A 24,751-nucleotide genomic window follows, 5' to 3' on the forward strand; every position below is an offset into this window, starting at 1 on the left:
TTGATATCAACATCTATCCTCATAAGTCGATAGTCTACCTCAAGTTTACTTTCATTATTTAAAGATAATCGGGGTTAATTAAATACACATCGCCTAATGATCTAGTTAATGCAACATAAAATTTATTAATACTTTTAAGATCAGTAACTTTTTTCTTCCCTTGAATAAATTCGACTGTGGACTTAGTTAAAATAATACAAACATTTTTATATGTTAGTCCTTTTGATTTTCCCCATGTTATTAATTTATCATCATTCAAAGCAGAAATTACTTTTTTTACTTTATTCTCTGCTACAATGTCCCATACTAAAATTTTATCGCATTGTTTCAATCTCTGTTCTACATCTTCTGCAGGAGTAATCTCTACTTTCCCGCTATTTAACGACTGTGACTCAATTGAAATTCCTAATTTATTCCTAATCCAACTGCAAACATCAGGGGTAACTCGATAACTAGTTTCTAAAGTTTTTACGTCTACGGTAACATATCTTTTCAAGAAACCAGCCTTCTTTCTAAGAAATTCTTCCTCACCGATTGAAACATAATCTTTCTTTGCATATGGTAGCCGTCGACGATTTGTAGTCACAACACATGATTGATATAAATCGCCAACTAAGACTAAATTAAAATTGCATTTTGTCATTTTAATTAACAAATTTAGTTCCGGCTTACAGATATCTTGAAATTCATCAATTACTATAAAGTCAAAATATTTATGCAGTCTCCTCATTCCTTTCTCAAAGCAACTTGTTTCCATAATGGCACTTATTCTCTGTTTAGAATATAATTGATCGGTTTTCTCATTTTGCCAGAAAGATTTTTGATTTTTTCTTGTATACATACTAGGCTCAGTTTTATAATCTATTCCTTTTAATGGAGCTAATCCCTTTTCTAGAATAATTGATTGTTCGAATGGCTTTATGAATTCCTTCCATAAGAAAATGTCGAAAGTTTCAACTTCGAAAAAATCACAATTACTTTTTCCTGCAATTGAATTTTGATCAAGTAATTGTTCTTTCAAGTTCCTTGCATTATCGTTAGTAAAAGTAAGGTATAAAATCCTTTTATTTATTAACTTATCCAACCTATGAGTTATAAAATACGTTTTTCCTGCTCCTGCTTTAGCAAGATAAATTATACTATTAGCCATTTTATCCCCTCTACAATATAATCTGGTATTTTATATTGACTATCTATTCTTGCAAATCTTTCTTGCATTTTAAGTGCTACTTTAGTTTTATGATTTAACATGTAAGAAACATATTTATCATAAGTGTGCCCATTAACTTTATTTTCTACATTAGCTTTAGTACTAAATGGTTCCTCGCATATTAATGTCTTATTTTTTTCGTATTCTGAAACTTCAAATGTATAATTCAGTAGGTTAAGGTCTGTATATACGCGAACATTTTCTCCATTAAATTCTTTTATTTCTTGCAATCGCTCAATTTCACCATCATTATCTGTAAATACTAAGATCTTATTTCCCACTTCTTTGCCAAGTTTTACAAACGGTTGATAGTATCTACCATTCATTGATAGCACTTCAATATCATTTTTTACATTTAACTTTTTTAAGAACATAGGCATTAAAATATATTCTGCTGCTCCTTCAACTAAAATAACTTTTTTAGCAGTTAAAATTCTCAAAAAGTCTAAATCATCTCTCTTATTGAAATACTCTAAAGTGGATTCATCTAAATCTTGAAATTTATAGATACTTTTCCTGTTCTCAAAGTCCTTTAACCACAATAAATTCCTAACAGATAATCTAGATACTATATGAGAATCATGAGTTGTCATAATTATTTGAACATCATCACTATTTTTTTCAATGTTGGCTAGCTGCTCTCTGGTACTAGATGCTGTTAAATGATTTTCTGGTTCCTCAATAACAACCAACTTTGTCTCTATAGATTTATCTAAAGCAATTTTAGTCTTAATTAAGTTTTCTTTACCACTACCTTCTTCTTCAATTGCAACTTGCTTATCATTCTTTATTCCTAGTAAAGATTCAAATCGCAACCCATCCGTATTAACTTCTAAATTATAGCCATTAATTTTTTGATTTATTTCCGAAAAAAGGTCATTATTTTTATCTCGAAATGTAAATTTAGCAAGTAATTGCTCCTTCTTATCCAATGTATAATACATCTGTCTTGCAAACATATTATATGGATCACCATTAAATCGATCATTATCAATAAACACACTCTTCATCGGATCCATTCTAGCCGTATACGTTCCACCACCAAACAGATTATGTTTAACATGATATAAATCATAAGGGATTAACAATTTTTCATCATTATTCTTAGTTTTTTGATAAAGCGTAAACTCATCTTCATAATCGCTGTTAAACTCGTAAGAAAATGATATTCCCATTTTTCCTTCTAGCTTTTTTCCTCCAATTATGGTTTCTCCTTCAAATTTTCTAAGACTTGGTATAAGTTCATCATCACTTTCCGTTTCAAATGTTAAAGCCAGTTGGAATGATGGCAACTCATCTACCGATTGAGTACCTATATCATAATTCTTTTGTATTTCAGCATTAATGAGTTTTGCTAAGTAACTCACTCCGTTATATTCAAAACTTGATCCTTTCAAGATTAGTCTAAGAGCTTGAATCACAGTTGTTTTTCCTACTCCATTATTTCCAACTAAAATATTTTTATTCCTATTAAATGTTATTTTTTGTAATCCCTTAAAGCTTTTAAAATTGTATAAGTACAACTCATTAAGATACAATATTTATCTCTCCCCCTATTTCGTTTACTCTATCAAACTTTAGCCTTCTTAAGTTGATTAAGTTTTCAAAGTTATCTTAATAAACATACGTTCTAATCCTACCATATAAAAAAACGACGTCCAAGCTGTTTTTCGTATTAATATAACCTAGCAAATTCACACTTATAAACATTGTCATCCTTATTTCCAATACTTCTTCAATTCTCTTGCTCCTTAAAATTTTATTTTATATAAATAATTGCAAGCCATGTACTTTTATACTAATTTTAGATTTTCTAACTGTAAAATTTCGGGTTTGTTAACTCCAGCATCTAGAACCAACGTAATATAATGATGTTTAAGACCGTGAACATTGTTATACGATCCAATTACCTCATACATCCCCGAAAAAATCTTCTAGATATCATAATTAAATGGATCAATTTTAGCTCCTGCATGATGATCTACCACATAATCTTCAACCACCACTTTTAATCCTTATACTTATTTCCATTATTCTTCTCACTACTTGAAGAAAATATAGTATCATTTGTGGCACTTTTTTGTTTTTCTTTCTCTCATTCTTCTTGTTTCTCAAGTTCTCCATTGCTTTGACTTTATTATTTTCCTTGGTTCTTCCCAGATTAATTACTGTAACCGTTATTTCTTTATCCTCATTATCAAAATGGTCATATTCCAATTCAAAATGCCGATTTTGATCAGTAATCGTCTTTTCATCATTGTTATCAGCGCCTTTTACACGGGCTTTCAGAGAAGTTAGGCCCTCAACCTTGACATAATAAGAGTCATACTCGTCCTAAGAGTAGATTATGCTTCTTCCTCAGAAATGCGAAACCTATTCCTAAGAGAATAGATAGAATTCCCGTTGTAAAGACCTGCAAGGCATGAAACAAGACTCCGCGTATAAAAAATATGGTTCCAAATATTCCAAGAATAACTTCTTCCATATGTTATGTTATTTGTAAGCAGTCAATACGGACTTCTTACTATTTAATTATTGGCCACCAAATTCAAACTAACTAAAAAGAACCGCCACGAATGACAGTTCTCCCTAGCCCAATTTAACTGGCGATGATTCATATTTGCGTATCAACATTACTTGACATAGGACCAAAGTCTTAAAAGCGCCTTACTATTTCAATAGTTTTAGTACAGACATTTTAAGCTTTTTAAATCAGAACTATATAGCTATTGGCAGCCTAATAACTTAAAATGAATAGTCGATTATTACATTTTTAAGGTTAATCTTCATTTTTAAGGAAATCCTTTCGCTCTTCTAATAATCTAGATAAAACTTTTATGTTATTAGCACTACTTATATTTAGTATAGAATTAACTTCCTTGATAATTTGTTCGCTCATTGCTTTATCTAAACCGTTAATAATAGTTTTCATATTTTCTTCTTTATGCGAATAAAATAACTCTTGGAGTAAAAAAGTTAGAAGGTCATTCATAATTTTTTTGTTATCGATGTTGTCAAACGGATATAAAGTCAGAAATTCTTTAATGAATAAACTACGTTCTTCTTCATCAAGAATAAGTAGATAATTAGTGAGATAGTTAAATGTCTTACGAATATAATTTTTATCAATTGCTATCTGTATTACTTCTTTTAATTCTGCTTTCCATTGTTTATTACTAATTGAGTTTTTCTTAAAACTATTTACTATGTCTTCTATCCTATTTAAAATTGTACTTCTAGAATTCTGAGCTAATGTGAAATAGCTGTAAAAGAAGTTACTATCACTTATAACTTTTTCATCAATTGAAGTATCTGGTACCTCAGAAAAAGCTTTAGCATTTTCATTTGTATTTATAAAAATATAATTAAGCAGTGGATGACATGGTTTATCAAATTCATCAATAAACGAATCAATTTTATTATCTAACAAATCTTCTTTACGTTGATATATAGTTTTATAGGAATTTGGATAAAACATATGAATATAACTAATGATATAGTAATCAATTGTATTTAATAATCTAGGAGACTCTTGTAAATAGGGTAATATCATTGAGTTTAAATATCTTTTAAAGTCTCTTAGTGAAAGTTGTTGTTTTGCTAAATATAAAGCAAATTTTTTTACCTCACCAACTAAATATTCAAGGTTACTTTGATCTAATACATCGCTCAAATAATATTCTGTTAAAGCAGACATAGTCATTACATACTTATCACTTAAACTAGCATAGTCAATAATTGAAACATCTATTTCTTTCTGAACTATTTTATCTAGATATCCTTCTTTTATTCCATTATCTTTTAAAATCTTATTAACCGCACTTTGATCATAGCTAAGGATAAAGATCATATTTTTTATATCAAAATAGTTATAAATCATTCCTAATAAAGAAATCAATGTATCACTATTTAGCCTATCTAAATTATCAATTATAATTACTATCTTTTTACCCGACCTAGTCAAATTAGTACTAAGTATTCTTTTATAATTATTTAGTTCATCAATTCCCATAGTATCAAAAATCTTATAATCATGCTTTGTGATTAATTCTACTATAGCTTTAATTAACTTTAAGTTTCTTATATTATGTGGAAATACTTCATTCGGCATTTGATTAAAAAATGCCTCAAAAAGTTTTGAAGTAGATCCATACATCCAGGGATTAAATTGAAAAAGTAGATATTGTGGACTATTTAATTTATAAATACAATTATTAATTAAAGTAGTCTTTCCATGCCCCCATTCTCCAATTACTCCAATAGTAAATCTACCATTAAAGTTTATGTCCCTAATACTCTTAGCAAGATCATTAACTTGAAAACCTCTATTTAAAAAATCATAGTTTACTGCTTCTTCATCTAAAAGGAAATGTGAAGGTAATTTCTCTTTTTTTAAAATACTTTCGGTCACTTCTTTTATAGTAAAAAGATTTTTTTCATTTTTATATAGTGTCGAATACACCGTTAAAAATACAATCCTAATACCCAAATAAATATAGTCGCATAATAAAATGATAAAATAATAGTAGATAGCCGAATAATATAAAAGAAGAAGAAAACTAAATATTGAAAAATTTAAAATTATATAATCCATTAGATTTACAAATCTATCTTTCAAAAAAGAATACAATCTAAATACAACAATAAACAGAATAAAACATAATATAAAGTAATACTTATAGTCATTCACTTTTTTTATTATTTTATTAGAAAATTGAATAAAAACTAAATAACTTAACAACGTTATGATGAGATTAATAATTATTAATCTGCAAACCGAAAACACCTTCTTTTTCATGAATATCTCCTTTTTTTCTTAAATTATTGAGCTCTCACACCACTGTACGTATGGTTTCATATACGGTGATTTACCGATATTCTCTATTCTTTGTGTGTACTAGCGAACTTCTGTGCATTATTATAATATGTCTAGTTTCCTTAAATTAGTAATTATTATTTTGAATTTCTTCTACAGCTTCTAGATATATTGTCGAATACGTTCTCATAACTATTAGTCTCGTCGTTGAGCAAACGTTGTCATTCTATCAATTAAATAATATTGAAGCTACCTATACATTTTTCTGTTGGATTTCTTCAAATATTCTAGTTACCGAAACTCCTCGATTACATTTGGATAGGTATTCTAACGCTAACGCTTGTTTAATCCGCCGTTGTAACTCTTTAGTAGGTCGCGCATAGGTGTGTTTTATACTTAACAAAAAGCTTAAGAATTTTAAGCATAAGTAACTACAAACTTTACTTTAACTTTTAATTGTCTTTCTAGAAATTAAGTAATGCTTTGTACTACTTAGTCTCGTTACTCCTCGATCCATGTACTTCTAACGCAAATGTTACAGTTATCCATATAACGTGGTAACTAAGCTAGGCCTGTTCAGTTCTTTTTCCAACTAATTTAGATCAATATTCATCAATAACAGTAAAAACAGATTTCCTTGCAGAGCTACTTTTTTATTCCTCACAAAACACCCATGAGCTAGAACTCTACTCGTAAGGCATTTACGAATTAGCCACAATATCCATGGTTCACTAATATAGTGCTAGAGATATTTCATTAGCAAATCATAATTAACATTGTCGAATCAGCTATCAACTACCTTCGCTATCACGTCTTTAACACCACGCTGTGGGCGAAATCCAAAACTACTATCCGAAAAAATAGCTCAAATATGGGCATTAACACTTGAGCTATCACTTGTTGGACTATTTACACTCACTTATATACTTTTGATTTTCCACATCTATCCTCAACAAGTAGTCAGTTTGTGTTTCTATTTTCTACAGTCGCACTAATTCTACTTCTAATATAATTCATGTTGTCGGAAACATATAAGCCGATTCTTCCTAAGCAAGAATATTGCCTCTTGTACCATGTTACTGCTAGTTTTACCAGAATTAGCTTCGAGTAGTATTGTACTTTAGCTTATTTCTTATCCAGCTGGTTCCAACCTATTAGCTACTTTCTATTCATCAGATTCCCTTTCACAGTGGATATCTACGTTCTCAGCTCACGGTTTCGACTACTATGGTTCATAGCAAACTTCCAACGCTTGGCTAATATTCATGCCATGCGGACAAAAATCTCCAAAACTGATAATAGTCTCAGTTTTGGAGATTCACGTTATTCAAGGCTAGACGAATTGATATGGGCACAAATTATTTACAGATGCGTTGGTATAGATACCACTTACTATCTAATATGTGTCTGTGACTCTTCTACCTCAACTTTATTATCACTTATATACCCAATATATGGTGAAATAAAATCTCTAGCTATAGTTGATTTTGGCCCTAAAATTATCTTATCGTATTTTAGTTCTTCCTTAAAGTAGGTATATAGAAAAGGAAATGGAAATGAACCATTTGTTTCTAACTCAATTTCTTTTGGGGAATTAATATGAAATCTTAATTCTTTTTCGTAAGAATATTCAATATTCTTAAATAGGAAAGACATATCTTCAATAGTTTGAAATAAATTATTATCAGAACTAGAAGAAGAGTCTATTTCTTCTTGTAGCTTTTTTAGTTTTTTGTTTACTTTTTTAGCAAGAGCTTCTGAATCTTTTGATGAAGGAACACAAATGGTATTATCTATATTTTCATAATTAAAATAACATACATGAAATAGATTAATTGATTGATTATTAATAATATTTTTTAGATATTCCTTATTATAAACAAGAAATACTCCTGTTGCATTCTCTGCATATAAGTTCCACATAGGTAAACTATCTTTAGCAATAGTTGCACAAGATACGTAATTTTGTGTGTTATGTGTAGATTCTTGGTTTAGAAAATTAAAAACTACTTTCCCTTCTAATGGGTCATTCATTTGATTAATATTTGTTAACCTCATATAAGGAATCTTAGGGTCTTCTTTTTTATTTTTTATAAGATAATGTATTGTGTTCAAACTAGTATAATGCCCGATAATAACTTGCTCAATTTCTTCTTCCTTAACTTTTAATAATTCCCTTATATCCTTTACCAATTCCATTATTCTCGTATGACTATTTAAGATTTTATTTATTCTTTCATTTAATTCTTGATCTAGCTGGAATCTTGATCTAATTCTCTTCAAAATTATTTTACTTACTTCTTCTGAGTCTCTATTAGATTCATTAAACGATACAATTAGTTCCACAAGTGGCTTTATGATATCAGTATCAGCATTAATAATATATTTTACAAAGTTATTTAAAAATGTTTCATCTTGATGAAGACTATTTAGAATTTCTTTAAACGAATTTAGGTCAAAAAAATCAAATAAATTATGTTGATATTTTTTTAGTAATACATTCAAATAATAAATATCATCTTGTTTATCTCTAAATAGTGTTTTATCAATCTCAGGAAATTCTATCTTCGAGTCTTTTTTAGTAATCTTTAATGTCGTTTCATCAAGTGTTATAACAGAATCTATAGAAATAATATCTGAATCTACCACCAAAAGGTCGTTTAAATTTAACAATATCTGCTCCATATCTTCTAAGTCATACTCATTCTGCTTCAGAGTTTTATAAAGATTATCATAAAATTTTATAGAACACCCAAGAGAAATAAACTGACCTTTTTCAAGGTCTAATTCTCCATTTTCCATCCTACTTCTTATTCTATAATCCCCAATATATATAGGTTTTTCTTCTTGATTTACAGGTACATAGCTTACATTATATAAATCATAGTACCCATAGTCATTCCAATTATCATGTTCTAATATAAGAGAATTAGAATTTAATTGTTGACTTCTATCGCTAATAACCTTGATATCCATATGTATAGTCCTTTCTCCTTTAACATGTAGATCATTTATTATACGCTTTCGTAGTAAGTATTTGGAGTTAACCATACCAGTTGACAAAAATCCTCAAAACTATTTTTCAATCTCCCCCATAAACTCACCTAACGCGGTCTGCCAATCGACAATCTCAAAACCAGTATCTTCTGCCTTCTTCAAGCTCATAACTGAATGGCGAGGGCGGTAAGCTTTGGCTGGATATGCTGAAGAATCAACAGGAGCGACTTCAACATCTTTATCCTTTAAGATCTCGGTGGCGAATTCGTACCAGGAACAACTATTCTCGTTAGATAGTTGGTAGGTACCGAATGGCTGATTATGATCGACTAAGTACGTCATAAACTCTGCTAGGGTTCTAGTCCACGTTGGGCGGCCAAATTGATCGTTAACGACGGTGAGCTGATCATGGTCTTTGGCAAGACGAAGCATTGTGTACACAAAATTCTTGCCGTATTTACCAAAGACCCAGGATGTCCGAATGATGTAGTAATTAGCTAAGGTTTCTTGGATTACTTTTTCACCGGCAAGTTTAGCTTTACCATATTCATTTCGTGGATTAGTGGGTGCATCAACTTCATACTCGCCTTCATTGGTCCCATCAAAGACATAATCGGTACTGATGTAAACCATCTTAGCGCCAACTTTTTTAGCGGCCTCGGCAACATTACGCGTACCATCGGCGTTTACTTGCCAATTGAGATCTTTGGCAACATCTTCAGCGTTATCAACGGCGGTATAAGCAGCACAATGATAAATTACTTCCGGCTCAAGCGCGCTAATCTTTTCATTTACAACGACTTGATCAGTAATATCCATTTGGTTCGAATCAAAGGCGTCATATGCAACCCCGCGTTCATCCAATAAATTACGTAATTCGGAACCGAGTTGACCATTAGCACCAGTAATTAAAATTTTTGTCATTTGTTTTCTCCTTAATTAAAGCCAATTAATGATATAATCAGTTTGACAACAGCTCTCAATATTTTTCCATGTCATCCATCTGTTGTCCTTAAAGTAAGAGTCGTGCATCCCTTAAACTTCGGGAATAACACGACTCTTTTTATCTTTTATTGACCGTTTTTCGCATACTTCGCTTCAACTGCGGCTTTTTCATCTTTCCACCAATCTTGGTGTTCCGTATACCAATCAATCGTGTGTTGTAAACCGGTCTTGAAATCAGTAAATTCTGGCTCCCAGCCTAATTCTGTCCGGAGCTTCGTGGCATCAATGGCATAACGCAAATCATGTCTGGGACGATCCTTAACTTGATCATAGGCATCTTTAGGTTGGCCCATTAACTCTAAGATCATTTCCAGAACTTCCTTGTTATTCTTTTCACCATCGGCCCCGATCAGGTAAGTTTCACCGATCTTACCCTTGGTCAAAATATCCCAAACCGCCCGGGAATGATCATTAGTGTGAATCCAGTCACGAACATTCTTGCCGGATCCGTAAAGCTTGGGCCGAATACCGCTCAAGATATTAGTAATCTGGCGTGGAATGAACTTTTCAATGTGTTGGTAAGGACCATAATTATTGGAACAATTGGAAATCGTCGCCCGTAAACCAAATGACCGGACCCAGGCCCGTACTAACAAGTCAGAGCTAGCCTTTGATGAGGAGTAAGGGCTTGATGGCCGGTATGGTGATTCAGGAGTAAACTTTTCTCCTTTTCCTTCACCATGACCGGGTAAGTCTTCCCGCAATGGTAAATCGCCATAGACTTCATCCGTTGAAATATGGTGGTAACGAACGTCATACTTGCGACAAGCATTGATTAAAACTGAAGTACCAACAATATTAGTTTGAATGAACGGGGTGGGATCAATTAAGGAGTTGTCATTGTGACTTTCAGCCGCATAGTGCACAACGGCATCAGCTTGGCTTACCAGCTTATCAACTAAGTCTTTATCACAAATATCCCCAACGACAAGTTCAACTTTATCCTTTGGCAAACCATCAAGATTAGCCGGATTACCAGCATAAGTCAGTTTATCTAAAACCGTAATGTGTTCAACTTCCGGGTGATGGTTAACAACGTAGTGAACAAAGTTGGAGCCAAGATTTCGGTCGTCGCCGTATACTTTGGTACCACGACGAACTGGGCGACGACATACCCGAGCACTCCGGCAAGTAATGTCCAGATAATTAACATCTTAATATGTTTACGACAGAGCATCATTAACCGATGCAAATCAATTGTATTATTCGCTGTTTGTTGTGAACTATTCACGACTTCTACTCCTCATGTATTAATTTTTTAGACTATTTTGTAACAAGTTAGTGATCCGTTGTTGCTCACTGGTTGGCACCACTTCAAAGGCTTGACCGTCTTCATTTTGCCCTCGCCCTTGCGCATGATCTTGAACGATGTGTTCGTTCGTATCACGATAGCTTTGCGCTAACCGCATCATATCATTGAAGGTCAAATCGGTTTGTGAGTTATCAGATACTGACCGTAAGAATGACCGGTTAAGAACCGTCTTATATGAAACGGACTTCTTAAGCAAAGCAGTAATTACTAACCGTTGCCGTTGTTGCCGACCATAGTCACCATCAGGATCGTCATACCGCATCCGACTGAATTGAAGGGCCTTTTTTCCATTCATGTGGTAGGTCTCACCCTTCTCAAAGTGATAGCCTTCATAATCAAACGTCAATGGGGACTTGACATCAACTCCACCGACTTGGTTGATTGCCTTTTCCAAACCACCCATGTTGACTAAGACATAGTAGTCAATTGGGATATTGAAGTGGTCCTGGATCGTATTAATTGATTCCTTGACTCCCCCATAGGTATAAGCAGCATTGATCTTTGCTGGTGAATATTGCGGATAACCCGGTAAGTTAACCTTCATATCCCGAGGAAGACTAACAATCGTGGTCGTCTTCGTCTTTGGATTCAAAGTCATTACCATGATCGTATCCGTCCGACCCTTATAATCCCGACCAAGTGCCCCGGTATCAGTTCCTAACAGGAGGATTGACACGGGTTTCTTTTGATCAAGCACCTTTTGCGCATCCCGCGACTTGGTAGCACCCGCGCTACTATACATATCATCGGTCGTTGATTTTAGGTTGTGCCATGCCATCCCCGCAAAGAACAGGGCGACGAGGACTAATACCCCTACAACTGACCAGAAGATCTTCCATCCCCGGTGACGCCGATGATGTCTGTGGTGGTGATGATGGTGTTGTTCCGGTTGTTGCATACCATCATCATTATTCAAGGGTCGATTATTTTCGTCTGACATAAAAAATTTCTCCCATTTTTGACTAACGCCGTAATTAAAAAAAATCCACTAGTGCAACAAGTTACATTACTGGAAACCTACACTAACAATGGTAAATAACGAGTTACAAACTTTTTTAATATCAGTTGTCAGTCAATCAAATTTATAATTACTTAATACATTATTAAGAATGTAATACCGATAGTCAAGGATGAATTTCATAACTTTTTCACATTTTCGTCAAATCATCAAGTTCCTTCTCTCTTTCCTTGTGATTATATCAGCCTTTTAACGGGCTAATTGCGAATTCTGATCGTTAATTACCTGTTTATTTCATTTTAGTTACAAATTCAAATTTGGTTGTTTTGCCTAACAAAAAAAGTGCCCAGGAAACTTTCCTTAGGCACTCACCGTTCGTTACATATATTCATTAAGCTTCTCATTAAACTCTATCAGCTCTGACATACTGGCATCTTTTTCCGGCTCAACGATCTGCGTGGAAACTCGGTTAGCAGAGTCATCCATTTGTTGTCGCCCCCAGACGCTCATGGTTAGGACCATGTTACGCAAGTCATTACCATCGTCAGTCAATGAATACTTGTTTTCTTCATCGACAACTGGATTAACAATTCGCAAGTTCTGCAAGGACGTTATTTCTTCGTTAAGAGCAACATCTGTCAACTCTGGTAGCAATTGATGTAATTCCTCAATGGCAAATGGCCGAAAGCCTAACCAAAAGATAATCCGTGGTTGCCATCGATCTTCTAAAACATCTAGTGTGTATTTTACGCCACACTCATCTTTCTTTTCAGTCATAAAAATGCTCCATTCTATTACTTAAGCTACTCCTCTTCACCACCTATTATAACAAGCTAATGGACTAATGTTTAATTATTGTGCATTTTTGTGCTGTTTTTTCTCTCAGAACTTATTTATCACCCGTTTTACTTCTTTAACAAGTTCAGCGGGTGTTTCTTCGCCATATACCTTCTTATGAGCCTTATTCAGAATATGTAAAACTGTTCGAATAAAGAGATCAAGTGCCAACTTACGAAGTTTCGTATAAACACAATAATCACCAAAGTAGGTTCGTTCGAAGAGCTCCCTTTTCACCTTCCCCAGGCGATGCATCCAGTATTCAAAGAGGGAAAGCTGGTCATTAGCAACTTCATCAGCGGCACTTACAATTCGCCGAAAAGTGCGCTCAGAAGTAGCAACTTGGACATGGTATTTGTCTCCTGCTCGGCCATTCATAATCATTTCTACCCTCTTATCACTCTCTAACTCACTAGCGTCCTCCATCAGATGAACCATGTAATAAATAACCTGTTCATTTGATGATCCACAAGTTGGCACTAGGCGATGGTGACCAGCAACATACCCCCGTGTTTGACAACCAACCTTAGCAAAATGCACTTCCATTTCATACTCTTGAACTACTCCCACTTAGCTAAACCTACGGTTTAATGCTTGAAGTGGGAGATTCTGGAAACATCGCATACTTACCCTACCGATCCTGAACGAACCTTCAAGCAGAGGTTACGACTATTAACCAAGGCTCGTCCCGAGCCTAACTTTATCTATCGGATAGCTAATCCTTTTTGCAAGATGACTTGTGCAGCGTTAATATCACGATCTAAATGTTTACCACAGTTTGGACAATCCCACTCACGTACCGCTAACCATTCCGATTTATTCAATCCTAACCGATGATTATTCTTCCCACAATTAGCACAAATTTGGCTAGTATATGACGGATTGACCTGAATAAGCTTTTTACCGTACCAGTCACACTTATATTGCAATATATCTACTAATTTTGACCAGCTAGCGTTAGCGATTGCCCTAGCTAAATGGTGATTCTTCATCATTCCCTTAGTATTAAGTTTTTCCAACACAATGATGTCGTACTTTTTGACCAATTTAGTAGTGAATTTTTGTAGCTGATCCAACCGTTGGTTGGCAATCTTTTGCCGATACTTCGCCACCATAATACGAGCTTTCTGATAATTCTTAAAATCGTCTAATTGCCGTGGAACTAACACTTTATTATGATGATCCCAGGCGATTTCCTGCTGGGCCTTTAAGAACCGACGACTACGCAATTTCTCCCAACGATATAACTTTTTACGGTATTTGTCTTCAAAATGATTGATCGGTTCCTTGCATCCATCTGAAAGATTAAGTAATGACTTAAGTCCTAAATCGCCACCAATATATTTACTTGTTTTAGGAAGAGTTTGGTTTTCGCTTTCCACTAAAACAGTAATGTAATATTGACCAGCAACGTTCAGACGAACAGTGACATTCTTAATTTTACCCATTGGCAATCGACCAGCTCTAAAATAGACGATACCGAGTTTTGGTAACTTTATATGATGGCAATCTAAAACTTTAATATTGCCATTAACGTACTTTGAATTGTAGCTCTGAGAATATTTTCTGGATTTAAATCGAGGGAACTTATTTTGACCTTTAAAAAAGCGTTGAAAAGCATCGGCTAAATTGCGATTAGCACTTTGCAAAGCAGTTGATTCTGCTTGTTCAACCAAGGATACTCAACCTTAAGTTGTTTCAACAGATTATTCATCCCAAAGGCATTCACAAATTTAGCTTCCGGATTGTTCTTGCGCCGTTCAATTTGCATATTAAGCATTTGATTCCATATAAAACGAACACAACCGAAGGTTTGCCAGAGCTGATTTCGTTGTGCTGAATTTGGATAGATGCGCATTTTAACGGCTTTTAGAACCATTATTTTCTCCCTTGACTTTCAATATATCGTTTTAAAACTTCTAAAGGCGCTCCACCAGTGCTAATTAAGCAATAGCTTTGTGTCCAAAAGGCTGATTTCCAAAGATACTGCTTGATTTCTGGAAATTGTTTTTTGACCATTCTGGAGCTAGACGATTTGTAAGCATTTAAAAATTTAGCCATTTCCTTATGAGGTGTTGCTCTAAACAAAACATGTACGTGGTCCTGATCATGATTCCATTCTTGCAAATTAATACCGTATGCTTGTCCCACAACTACAAAACGATGTTTAAGATATTCAGATATTTCATCGTTAATTACTTTTCGACGATACTTAACCACCATTACCAAATGGTAATTAAGTAAGTATACTGAATGATGATTTCTATCTAATTCTATTGTTATCACCACATTTTATAGACATATACTAAATATATCATATAACAAAAGAAAAATCACTAACTTGCTTTAAGAGAGCGATTCATCCCCTACTTATAGAAGTATTCTCGCAAATTTATGGATAAATTAGATTCGCCTGTACAAAACGACTAAGAACATCTTTCAACCGTTCCCGAATAAGCAGCTGTTCCCCGTCGATTGTTAAGACAAACATTCGATTTTGATCGTAAGCTGTTAGCAACAAGGTGTTATCCCACTGCACCAGATAGTTTGCCACCTCCCCATCAATTTTTAATTTATCCAGCATGGTCATATCGATTGTTTTACGAACCACAATTATCTCCTCCAAGCAAATCATAAAAAAGTGCAAATTCGTTGTAAAACGGTTCACTTTTAACTTGAATATTAAGATACTGGGATAAATCTACCCTGTCAACGTCTTTTTGGGACACTTTCGCCCTGCTTTATCGTTCGCTAAGACAATGGATTTTTTGATAAGTTAACGGTACTCAAGAGCTCTTGAGAATATTTTTAAAGGATGTTCTCAACAATGAATTACCAAAAAATTTCTGACGGTCTAACTTTTCTGATGAGCGATAAGCGGATCACGATTGTCCATGGAGTATTAAAGAGTCTCGGGATCTCACCGCGCCGGGACGACTATGATGATTTTGTCCAAGATGCTTCGATTATCTTTGCCCAGGCCTACGCTGATTTCTTACAGGAGACAGATGAGGTCGAAAACGAACGGGACTTGATGTGTTTTGCTTACCAACGGATGCGCTGGCGTTTACTGGACCGGTTACGGCGGCAGCAACTTGAAAGTTTCCTCTTTAATTACACCCTCGACAATGAGGAAGATGATCATGACTACGACGAGACAATGGTTGACCATACAGCGACCGCCCCATTTGCTCACCTAGAAAATAGCGACTTTCTTAATTACCTCTACCACCATTGTCCCCGCGTTCAACAACGGTATTTGATTGCCAAACTCAACCACCATTTGAGTGACCGGCAGATTGCGGATGAGTACCAGGTCAGCCGGGCAGCCGTTTCGCAATGGCGGCGAGGAGTGATTACCCGTGCCCACCAGATTCGTGCTAAAATGAAAGGAGAGTTTTGAGGTGAGAATGTGGAAAAACATGAAATTGACCGCCAAGCTAAGTGGCTCCATATTAAGTATGATGGCGAAGATCGCGATGATGAGTGTGTTAATGAGCTTAGCATTTACCAGAACACTGATGAGTCTGAGCTGCAAATGCTGGTATCAAATATTGATTTTGATAATATCAGCCATGATAATACTTTTGCACTGACAAAAGAGGACGCAAAGGTATTGATTGACTACTTGCAAAAGTGGATTAACTAAAAAAACAGGTCTGGATTGCTCCAGGCCTGTTTTTTACTCACTTACTTGATCTTTTCCCGATCAAAACTTTCACCCAACATCTTCCAATAATCCATGATCATCGCAAAGTCAATCGGACCTTGAATCTCGAGGTCAAGTTGGGTAATTTTTTGCAACTCATTACTCAATAAGACCCGGAAGTCAGTTAGTTTAATAATCGTTGAATGGGGCGATGGTGGGACTAAACTAAGGACGTGATCCATGAGGCCTTCAATCAAACCCGAGTAGAAGTCCATTAAGTCCTCACTTGGCAAGGCAGTTGGTTCTAATAAATGCTCTCGCTCTTTGTCAAAAATCTTATACCAGTGCGACATAGAGTTCCAGTACGCATTGTAGAGGCGTTTGCTTTCCTTATCAGCGTATTCTAACTGATAACGACTTAAAACTTTCCACTGTTCTAACAAATCAACATAGAGTGATTCATGAGGGAAAGCCGTGTCTTCCCGGGTTTCCTTAATAAAGTGTGCCAAATCATCAGTCATCTGAACCGGTGTTTTCATTTTCATTTCTCTCATTTTCCTTTTATATTAGTTTGTTGAATGGTGATCGGTGGTTTTTTAGTTAATCTTTGCCATAAAACTGCGCAGCTGCAATGGCCCGTTGCCATCCCCGATACAAGTCAGCTGCCTTTTGCGGATCCATTTGTGGATCAAACTGGTCGCCAATCCGTGATAGCTTCCGTAACTCATCCTGGTCTTCCCAGAAATCAACGGCCAATCCAGCGAGAAAGGCTGCTCCCAGCGCGGTTGTCTCTTCCATTGCTGCCCGCTTGATTGGCGTTTGTAAGATATCGGCCTGGAACTGCATCATGAAGTTGTTCCGTGAAGCGCCCCCGTTAACCGTTAGTGCTGTTAGTGGTAATTGGGTGTCCTTGACCATCGTATCGACAACATCTTTGGTCTGGTAGGCAATGGCTTCCAAAGTTGCACGGATGATATGTCCCCGTTCAGTTCCACGGGTAAGGCCAAACATTGCGCCCCGCACTTCTTGATCCCAGTACGGTGCGCCTAATCCTGTAAAGGCGGGGACGACATAAACGCCGCCAGTTGTCTTGGCATCGACAGCCATTTGTTCGGACTCGCTTGCCTTATCAAACATCTTGAGACCATCCCGCAACCATTGAACGGCAGAACCGGCCACAAAGATACTTCCTTCAAGCGCGTAATGAGTTTGCCCGTCCAGGCCATACGCAATCGTCGTCAACAAGCCGTTATCCGAAAGCGTGGGTTTTAGTCCCGTATTCATGACGATGAAGGCTCCAGTCCCATAGGTGTTCTTGATTGAACCTTTATCATAGGCTGCTTGACCAAAGAGGGCTGCTTGTTGGTCACCTGCAATCCCGGCAATTGGAATCTGCACCCCATAGAAGTGGTAGTCGCCAGTATAACCGTAAATGGCTGAACTTGGCTTTACTACTGGCAAAAGCGACTGGGGAATATCAAGCAGGTCAAGGATATCTTGATCCCAGTCGAGGGTATGGATATTAAAAAGCATCGTCCGGCTGGCATTGGTCACATCCGTTGCGTGGACCCGCCGTCCCGATAAATTCCATAGTAACCAAGTATCGATAGTCCCAAACATCAAGTCTCCCTTTGCTGCTTTTTCCCGGGCACCAGGAACATGGTCAAGGATCCACTTGATCTTAGTGGCCGCGAAATACGAATCAATCACCAAGCCAGTCTTCTGGTGGATCATATCCTTATAACCATCTTTAATCAATTGTTCGGCGATGTCGCTCGTTTGCTTCGATTGCCAGACAATTGCGTTATAAATCGGCTTACCGGTATGGCGATCCCAAATAACCGTCGTCTCCCGTTGGTTAGTAATCCCAATTGCCGCAATCTTATAGGGCTTGATCTGGGACTTAATCATTACATTTGAAATCACTGATTGAACGCTATCCCAAATCTCTAGAGGATCATGTTCAACCCACCCCGGCTGCGGGAAGTATTGGGGAAATTCCTGCTGACTGATCGCAACCTTATTTCCGTCATGGTCAAAGATAATCGCCCGTGAGCTCGTCGTTCCCTGGTCAATCGCCATGATATATTGTTGTTCACTCAATTATATTCATCCTTTCGCTGCTAATTGCGAGCAGTTTCTACCTATATAATGGGAAGAAACTTGATGGATTTTAGATCATACAAAAAAGCCACCGTGCAAAGACTGAACTGCCTCCCCCGATGACTCTCTTGTTGTTACTTGTCGCTAACCATCTTACCAGCTACACTATAGCGGTCTTTGCGCATCTCATTCAACACGATATGCACCCGTTCGGCAGGAACATTGGCATCCTTTGAAATTGCTGCTGTAACATCCTTTACGAGAGCCTTTAACTGCTCATCGGTCCGGCCTTCAATCAAGTCGATATGAACTAATGGCATAATCCGTGCCTCCTTCTAAATTCATTTAAAATCTTACCATAAGAGCGCTTTTCCGGCAATTACATTAGGTCAAAATATTAAATTATTTTCGCCCTTGTAAATTTTCCCGGACTTCCTCAGCTGCTTGGCGGTCACCAGTAAAGAGAATATGATCGCCGTATTCTAGCACTGTATCCCCATGCGGATCAATTGGCTTGCGGTTTCTGAAGATTCGACTAATCGTAATTTTGTTAACAAACGGTAAAGTATGCAATTCGCGTCCACTATACCGGCTGTTTAACAGTGTAGCCTCATATAGTCCCGCCTCGGTATCGGTCAACATCCGCAAGATCAATGGTGATTCAATCAAGGCCCGCAAGACACTGCTTTGGACATTGAAACTATTAAAGATTTCAATTCCTTTTTCACGAAGAGCACTAACATCTTTGGGATCAAGACGGGGATTATTTTGACTAGCAATCACCCGTTTTACCCCATGTTCTTTGGCGATCTGAGCTAACCGCGCGGACTTATGATCATTTAAGAATCCAACAACGATAATGTCACAATCAAAGTAGCCGCCTTGTTCAAGGGACTCCGCGTCAAGTTTAGGCATATATTCTAAATGTTTCACCTGACTATTATAAATCTTGAAGTTATTTTCATTGTCCGTAACCATCCGCACGTCATACCAGTTCTTATATAATTGTTGTGAAATCGGGACAGTTAAAGTATTGGTTCCGATAAAGTTTACCTTTTGTTTGATTAAGTCCGCCTTCTCAAGTTTGTAGGTTGAATTAAATGCAATTGGCGCAATGATACAAACAATAACAGCGGCCAAAGTGAAAGCTGCTGATTGCGCTTGGGTAATTGCATGCAGGTTGCGAGCAACTTCCAAGGTCGGCAAAACCAAGGTAATCGTGGTTGCTACCAAGAAGCTTCCGGCAAACGAGTTACGAAGCTTAAACCGACGCCGATAAATTATCATGGTTGGCAACTTGGCAAGGATAAAGCCGATGACCAAAATCGGGATTAGGGCAAGCGCTTGGTGGTTAGCAAATAAGTTCTTCAAGTCGAGCCGGTCGCCGGTCATGATAAAGAAGAACGGAATCAAAAAACCGTAGCCAATGGAGTTAAGCCGGTCTTCAGTTGTTTCACTTGGCTGAAGAAGTTTCATCACCATTCCTGCCAAGAAAGCACCAAGAATGTTTTCCGCCCCGACTGTCTCGGCAATCGTCACTAGTGCAAAGATCAAGAAGAAGGCAAGGCGAACATCTAGCTGGGTTGTTGATTTTGAAATCTTGTTAAACCAAACATATGGCTGCTTAAACCGACGTAACAGGATAAAAGCCGCTAAGAAAAGTAAAACAATTAGCCATAGCCGACGAGCATTACCCCCATTGATTGAGGCATAAAAAGTCAACGCTAACATCGGGACCACTTCTCCTAAAACCGCCGTTAGCAGGATCGTCTGGCCCACCGGTTTTTGCAAGATATCCTTTTCCTTTAGCGTTGCGATAACCACCCCGAGGGCAACCGTTGAAAAGATAATTGTCGCCAAGAGAACATCCTTGAATAAGCCCAAACGACTAATTACGATTGCAATAATCAGCGCTGCGGCGATAATAAGGCCAAATGCCTGCGAGGCCATAACGACTGGTGACTTACTATCACGCTTTTTCCCGGGCGTTTTGCGGAACAGGTCAAAATTGATCTCCATCCCGGACAAAAACATTAACATAATAACCCCCATCGACGACATCATATTGAGGGTCCAGTTGGGGTTAACGATATTTAAGAAACTTTTTCCCAGAATAATCCCCGTGATAATTTCAGCAATGGCGGTCGGAATTGAAGAAACTTTAAACCGCGCCATAATAATAGGAATAATTAACGCCGCTAACATAACGATTAACAGTGATAATTGTTGCATATTTTCTTTCTCCCTTCCTATTTTATACAGCAATATTATATACTTCTTAACTTGAAATTAAAATATTCTAACTAAATCGACTTAAATCATTGTTCGCGGTACAATTAATATATTACACAAAAGGAGAATTTATTATCTATGGGGAATAAATTAACTGCATGTACAAGTATATTAATTGGAAAGGATGCTAGTATCGACGGCACGATCATGATCGGTCGAAATGAAGATGCTAAGGCTGCCTGGCCCAAGCACATGGTTGTTCACCAGCGTGGCGAAATGCCCAACCACTTCATCTCTAAGGATACCCGTTTAGAGCTTGACTTGCCAGAAGAAAGCGCTCGATACACGGCGACTCCCGAATGGACAGATAAAGATGGTTTATTTGAAGAAGATGGGATTAATGAATACGATGTCGCAATGAGCGCAACCGAAAGTGCTTATTCGAATGCCCTTGTTTTAGGCTATGATCCGCTGGTTGAAAATGGGCTAAACGAAGAAGCAATGATCACCGTGGTGCTACCATATGTCAAAACTGCTCGTGAAGGGGTTCAACGCCTTGGTAACTTGATTGCAAAGTACGGAACTGGCGAAACAAACGGGGTCCTTTTCGCCGATAATGACGAGGCTTGGTACTTCGAAACCGGGGCAGGTCACTACTGGGTTGCGCAACGGATTCCAGATGATTCATACGCGGTGGTCGCCAACCAACTGGCAATTCAAGAGATTGACTTTAATGATTCTGCCAACTTCATGTTCCATCCGGGGATTCAAGAATTCGTTGAGAAGCATGACTTGAACCCTGATCCATCGACTTTTAACTTCCGCAAGATCTTTGGGACGGCTGATCGGTCAGACGCAATCTACTCTGAACCGCGGGTATGGGCTGGTCACCAAATGTTTAGCCCCCGGCAAGCAACGGACGAGACACCAGAATCCACTGAATTGCCATTTATCATGAAGCCGGACCATAAGTTATCGATTTTTGATGCCCAGAACTATCTCAGTAATCACTATGAGGGAACCGAATTCGATCCCCTTGGTCACGGTGAACACGCTCATAAGTACCGGCCAATTAGTTTAGCAAAGACCCAAGAGTCACATATTTTACAGATGAACCGACCGGGCGCTAATATTCACTGGTTAGCAATGGGAGTCGCTGCTGAAAGTACCTATGTGCCATTCTTCAACGGCATTACTGATACGCCAGCCCCTTACAAGCGTGGGAAGCTGCCGGCCCAGCTCAACTCTGCTTACTGGATTTTCAAGCATACCAGTGTGCTAGTTGACAGTCACCTGCACGATTTCCTTCCATTATTACGGGACGTACAAAAGGAACGAAACGCCGCGGCCATTAAGATGATTGCCGAAACTGATCGTCGCCTTCCAAGCCTCAAAGGAGAAGCACGAGCAATTTTCTTAACGCGACAAAGTGACGATTATGCGACCGATACTTTGAACGCATATAAGAAATTAAGCCTTGAGCTAATTACGAAGATGACTGATTATTGTGAATTAAACTTTAATACGGACGAGAATCTGTAAGACAAAAAAGAAGCAGAGGCTGGGAATTAACTATTAATTCTTGGTTCTCTAACAGTAAAATCCGGACTATGATTTTGATTGATGGCTATAATGCCCTCTAAGTATACAGATGAAATAGAAAATTCATCTTATATACTGGAGGGCATTTTTTGTGGGTAGGAATTCAAAATATAGTACAGAAGAAAAGCTATCGATATTAAACGAATTAAGTCATTCTAGTGTTAAAGAGGTTGCTAGAAAGTATTCAGTTAATGACAGTACCATTTCACATTGGCAATTACTTTATAAATACCAAGGGATTGATGGATTGCGATCTACTCACCACAATTGTAGCTATTCAAAGGAATTTAAGCTGGCTTTGGTTCAACAATATCAGGAATCAACAGATTCCCTTGAAGTATTCGCAATCAAACATGGATTAAAATCAAAAAGACAATTATCAAATTGGATTATCCAGTATAATGAATCAAAACTGAAGGCTTATACGTCAAGAAAGCGAGATTCAATTATGCTAGGACGGAAAACTACTTTTGAAGAACGATTATCGATAATTGAGGAACTGATTAAACATGATATCAACTACAATTGGGCAGTAGGTAAGTACCATGTTAGTTACCAACAAGTCTATGGTTGGTATCAAAAATATCGTAAAAGTGGTAATGACCCGCAATCACTTCGCGATCGGCGGGGTAAAGCCAAGCCGAAGGAAGCATGGACAGAAGTTGATCGACTAAAAGCTGAAAATCGCTTACTAAAGACCCAACTTCTTCGTAAAGAAATGGAAGATACCTACTCAAAAAAAGTAATGGAAATACGCAATCGGGAGGCGAACGATTCTTCAAACAACAAGCTATCAAAAAATTGAGTCAAGAACATGACTGGCCAATTAGTGTCTTGTGTCAGATCGCTGGCATAACTAGAGATGCTTACTACAACTGGCTTCATAGAAAGCCAAGTAATTATAAAGTTGAACAATCAGAGCTACTTGAAGCAATTCTAGAATTAGAGGAAAAACATAAGTGGACACTGGGTTACTTAGCGATGACAACGCAACTAGCCTTTGAAAATAAACTAAGCTTCAAGGCGGGACTAAAGCGGGTAACTAATTGTATGAGAAATCATGGAATCAGGGCTAATATCCGGAAGAAGAGACATAATCGTGTTAAGCGTTATGAAGAATATATCAATGATAATTTACTCAATGAACAATTTGATCGTCAGAGTAAAAACGAAGTTTGGGTAACCGATACTACAGAGGTTCTGTACGGGATAGATCAGGTAAAGAAGGCTCACGTGCATGTGGCTTTGGACCTGTATGGACGTTACGCTTTGAGCTACAATATCTCACCCACAGAAACAGCAGTGTCAGCAATTGAGGTATTTAAACGTGCCTTCAAAGTGGAACCGGATGCCCATCCGCTGATCCATACGGATCGCGGATCAGCATATTGTTCAATGGCTTTTAATGACTATTTAGCCGATCAAAACTGTATTCACAGCATGTCACACCCAGGCCATCCTTGGGAGAACTCGCCGATGGAACGCTGGTGGAGTGATTTTAAGCTCATTTGGTTAGCCAAACGTTCGCGGCCTAAAACATTGACGGAATTAGAACAATCAGTAAAGAAAGCTATTAAATATTTCAACACTCAACGAGCTTATACATCCAAAAACGGCTTGAGCGCAGAAAAATTCCGCGCTCAAGCCGCATAAACTATTTTTCTATTTAAACTGTATACTTGACAGGCACTAGTGCCATCGATCAAAATCATAGTCCGGATTTTACTGTTAGAGAACGAAGAATTAATAGTTAATTCCCAGCCTCTTTTTTAGACAATGCATCGAGTATTACTGTAAGTAATTAAGCAAGCATTGCATAAGCGTTAAGTCATTGCAATAAACCCTTGCTCTCTGCATTGTTATAATAATTACCATGTGATAAATTTTATAACTTATCCACATTTATGGGATAACAGGATTTAGATAAATTTCAATACATAAGTTAATGTTTTTTTCCGTTTTTAAGCCCTTTTGCGAATTTTGCTGTCTCTTAATGCTGATAAATGAAGTTTTCCATCCCATTGTTTCAG

Annotated in this window: 19 protein-coding genes and 3 pseudogenes; 5 read left to right on the plus strand and 17 right to left on the minus strand. The window is 37.0% G+C overall.

Annotated features, from left to right (window positions below; translation table 11 throughout):
- Positions 1–58: 58 nt before the first annotated feature.
- The 13 genes and pseudogenes from LREU_RS05515 to LREU_RS05580 form a co-directional block, all read right to left on the minus strand.
- Positions 59–1,150, minus strand: coding sequence for a UvrD-helicase domain-containing protein (locus tag LREU_RS05515; protein ID WP_003667051.1), 1,092 nt, complete (start codon positions 1,148–1,150; stop codon positions 59–61).
- On the minus strand, positions 1,135–2,748 hold the full coding sequence (locus tag LREU_RS05520; protein ID WP_003667049.1) for an ATP-dependent nuclease: 1,614 nt from the start codon (positions 2,746–2,748) through the stop codon (positions 1,135–1,137). The genes LREU_RS05515 and LREU_RS05520 overlap by 16 nt, the downstream gene beginning before the upstream one ends.
- 1,241 nt (positions 2,749–3,989) lie before the next feature.
- Positions 3,990–5,672 carry a KAP family P-loop NTPase fold protein gene (locus LREU_RS05530; RefSeq protein WP_223659261.1) on the minus strand — a complete coding sequence of 561 codons (1,683 nt, stop codon included), beginning with the start codon at positions 5,670–5,672 and terminating at the stop codon, positions 3,990–3,992.
- Positions 5,673–7,418: 1,746 nt separating this feature from the next.
- Positions 7,419–9,002, minus strand: coding sequence for a DUF2971 domain-containing protein (locus tag LREU_RS05535; RefSeq protein ID WP_011953483.1), 1,584 nt, complete (start codon positions 9,000–9,002; stop codon positions 7,419–7,421).
- Positions 9,003–9,101: 99 nt separating this feature from the next.
- Complete coding sequence (gene rfbD / locus LREU_RS05540; RefSeq protein ID WP_003667041.1) at positions 9,102–9,947, minus strand: dTDP-4-dehydrorhamnose reductase; 846 nt, start codon at positions 9,945–9,947, stop codon at positions 9,102–9,104.
- Between the two features lie 146 nt (positions 9,948–10,093).
- Positions 10,094–11,089: pseudogene (gene rfbB / locus LREU_RS05545) on the minus strand (dTDP-glucose 4,6-dehydratase); the annotation flags it as partial.
- Entirely contained in the window at positions 11,023–11,208 is a 186-nt protein-coding gene (locus LREU_RS10540) for a Wzz/FepE/Etk N-terminal domain-containing protein (protein WP_309299635.1), read from the minus strand. The gene LREU_RS10540 and the pseudogene rfbB, both read right to left, overlap by 67 nt.
- A 70-nt stretch (positions 11,209–11,278) precedes the next feature.
- Positions 11,279–12,280: an LCP family protein gene (locus LREU_RS05555; RefSeq protein ID WP_003667039.1), complete on the minus strand. Its 1,002-nt coding sequence runs from the start codon at positions 12,278–12,280 to the stop codon at positions 11,279–11,281.
- Between the two features lie 396 nt (positions 12,281–12,676).
- Positions 12,677–13,075, minus strand: a complete 399-nt coding sequence (locus tag LREU_RS05560; protein ID WP_003667038.1) for a winged helix-turn-helix transcriptional regulator — start codon at positions 13,073–13,075, stop codon at positions 12,677–12,679.
- 105 nt (positions 13,076–13,180) lie between these two features.
- On the minus strand, positions 13,181–13,681 hold the full coding sequence (locus LREU_RS05565; RefSeq protein WP_035164375.1) for a hypothetical protein: 501 nt from the start codon (positions 13,679–13,681) through the stop codon (positions 13,181–13,183).
- Between the two features lie 158 nt (positions 13,682–13,839).
- Positions 13,840–15,014 (minus strand): annotated as a pseudogene (locus LREU_RS05570) (RNA-guided endonuclease TnpB family protein).
- Complete coding sequence (gene tnpA, locus LREU_RS05575; RefSeq protein WP_035167525.1) at positions 15,014–15,412, minus strand: IS200/IS605 family transposase; 399 nt, start codon at positions 15,410–15,412, stop codon at positions 15,014–15,016. Before tnpA ends, LREU_RS05570 begins: the two are co-directional and overlap by 1 nt.
- A gap of 115 nt (positions 15,413–15,527) precedes the next feature.
- Complete coding sequence (locus LREU_RS05580) at positions 15,528–15,746, minus strand: hypothetical protein (RefSeq protein ID WP_223659262.1); 219 nt, start codon at positions 15,744–15,746, stop codon at positions 15,528–15,530.
- A 216-nt stretch (positions 15,747–15,962) separates the two neighbouring features.
- Here LREU_RS05580 and LREU_RS05585 point away from each other — a divergent pair, with 216 nt between their 5' ends.
- Entirely contained in the window at positions 15,963–16,538 is a 576-nt protein-coding gene (locus tag LREU_RS05585; RefSeq protein WP_003667032.1) for a helix-turn-helix domain-containing protein, read from the plus strand.
- Between the two features lie 9 nt (positions 16,539–16,547).
- Complete coding sequence (locus LREU_RS05590) at positions 16,548–16,784, plus strand: hypothetical protein (protein ID WP_003667031.1); 237 nt, start codon at positions 16,548–16,550, stop codon at positions 16,782–16,784.
- A 41-nt stretch (positions 16,785–16,825) separates the two neighbouring features.
- On the opposite strand, the gene LREU_RS05595 is transcribed toward LREU_RS05590, so the two are convergent.
- From LREU_RS05595 to LREU_RS05610, 4 genes are all read right to left on the minus strand, one after another.
- Positions 16,826–17,338 carry a hypothetical protein gene (locus tag LREU_RS05595; protein WP_003667030.1) on the minus strand — a complete coding sequence of 171 codons (513 nt, stop codon included), beginning with the start codon at positions 17,336–17,338 and terminating at the stop codon, positions 16,826–16,828.
- Between the two features lie 46 nt (positions 17,339–17,384).
- The gene (gene glpK, locus LREU_RS05600) at positions 17,385–18,887 is read right to left on the minus strand and encodes a glycerol kinase GlpK (RefSeq protein ID WP_003667028.1); all 1,503 of its coding nucleotides are present in this window, start codon (positions 18,885–18,887) and stop codon (positions 17,385–17,387) included.
- Positions 18,888–19,021: 134 nt separating this feature from the next.
- Positions 19,022–19,207: a 2-hydroxymuconate tautomerase gene (locus LREU_RS05605; protein ID WP_003663508.1), complete on the minus strand. Its 186-nt coding sequence runs from the start codon at positions 19,205–19,207 to the stop codon at positions 19,022–19,024.
- An 82-nt stretch (positions 19,208–19,289) separates the two neighbouring features.
- The gene (locus tag LREU_RS05610; protein ID WP_003676754.1) at positions 19,290–21,119 is read right to left on the minus strand and encodes a cation:proton antiporter domain-containing protein; all 1,830 of its coding nucleotides are present in this window, start codon (positions 21,117–21,119) and stop codon (positions 19,290–19,292) included.
- 138 nt (positions 21,120–21,257) lie between these two features.
- Between LREU_RS05610 and LREU_RS05615 the strand changes: the two genes are divergently transcribed.
- The 3 genes and pseudogenes from LREU_RS05615 to LREU_RS05625 form a co-directional block, all read left to right on the plus strand.
- On the plus strand, positions 21,258–22,661 hold the full coding sequence (locus LREU_RS05615) for a C69 family dipeptidase (RefSeq protein WP_003667025.1): 1,404 nt from the start codon (positions 21,258–21,260) through the stop codon (positions 22,659–22,661).
- Positions 22,662–22,812: 151 nt separating this feature from the next.
- A complete protein-coding gene (locus tag LREU_RS05620) occupies positions 22,813–23,526 on the plus strand; it encodes a helix-turn-helix domain-containing protein (RefSeq protein WP_003667023.1) in 714 nt (237 codons plus the stop codon).
- Positions 23,511–24,374 (plus strand): annotated as a pseudogene (locus tag LREU_RS05625) (IS3 family transposase); the annotation flags it as partial. The gene LREU_RS05620 and the pseudogene LREU_RS05625, both read left to right, overlap by 16 nt.
- Positions 24,375–24,751 lie beyond the last annotated feature (377 nt).

The sequence above is a fragment of the Limosilactobacillus reuteri subsp. reuteri genome (assembly GCF_000016825.1).
Taxonomy (GTDB): domain Bacteria; phylum Bacillota; class Bacilli; order Lactobacillales; family Lactobacillaceae; genus Limosilactobacillus; species Limosilactobacillus reuteri.

Excerpts from the sequence above, each read along its gene's own strand:
- LREU_RS05515 (WP_003667051.1), bottom strand. The coding sequence starts at position 1,150 with ATGGCTAATAGTATAATTTATCTTGCTAAAGCAGGAGCAGGAAAAACG.
- LREU_RS05585 (WP_003667032.1), top strand. The coding sequence starts at position 15,963 with ATGAATTACCAAAAAATTTCTGACGGTCTAACTTTTCTGATGAGCGAT.
- rfbD (WP_003667041.1), bottom strand. The coding sequence starts at position 9,947 with ATGACAAAAATTTTAATTACTGGTGCTAATGGTCAACTCGGTTCCGAA.
- LREU_RS05610 (WP_003676754.1), bottom strand. The coding sequence starts at position 21,119 with ATGCAACAATTATCACTGTTAATCGTTATGTTAGCGGCGTTAATTATT.
- LREU_RS05615 (WP_003667025.1), top strand. The coding sequence starts at position 21,258 with ATGGGGAATAAATTAACTGCATGTACAAGTATATTAATTGGAAAGGAT.
- LREU_RS05565 (WP_035164375.1), bottom strand. The coding sequence starts at position 13,681 with ATGGAAGTGCATTTTGCTAAGGTTGGTTGTCAAACACGGGGGTATGTT.
- LREU_RS05560 (WP_003667038.1), bottom strand. The coding sequence starts at position 13,075 with ATGACTGAAAAGAAAGATGAGTGTGGCGTAAAATACACACTAGATGTT.
- LREU_RS05535 (WP_011953483.1), bottom strand. The coding sequence starts at position 9,002 with ATGGATATCAAGGTTATTAGCGATAGAAGTCAACAATTAAATTCTAAT.
- LREU_RS10540 (WP_309299635.1), bottom strand. The coding sequence starts at position 11,208 with ATGATGCTCTGTCGTAAACATATTAAGATGTTAATTATCTGGACATTA.
- LREU_RS05605 (WP_003663508.1), bottom strand. The coding sequence starts at position 19,207 with ATGCCATTAGTTCATATCGACTTGATTGAAGGCCGGACCGATGAGCAG.
- LREU_RS05555 (WP_003667039.1), bottom strand. The coding sequence starts at position 12,280 with ATGTCAGACGAAAATAATCGACCCTTGAATAATGATGATGGTATGCAA.
- LREU_RS05595 (WP_003667030.1), bottom strand. The coding sequence starts at position 17,338 with ATGAGAGAAATGAAAATGAAAACACCGGTTCAGATGACTGATGATTTG.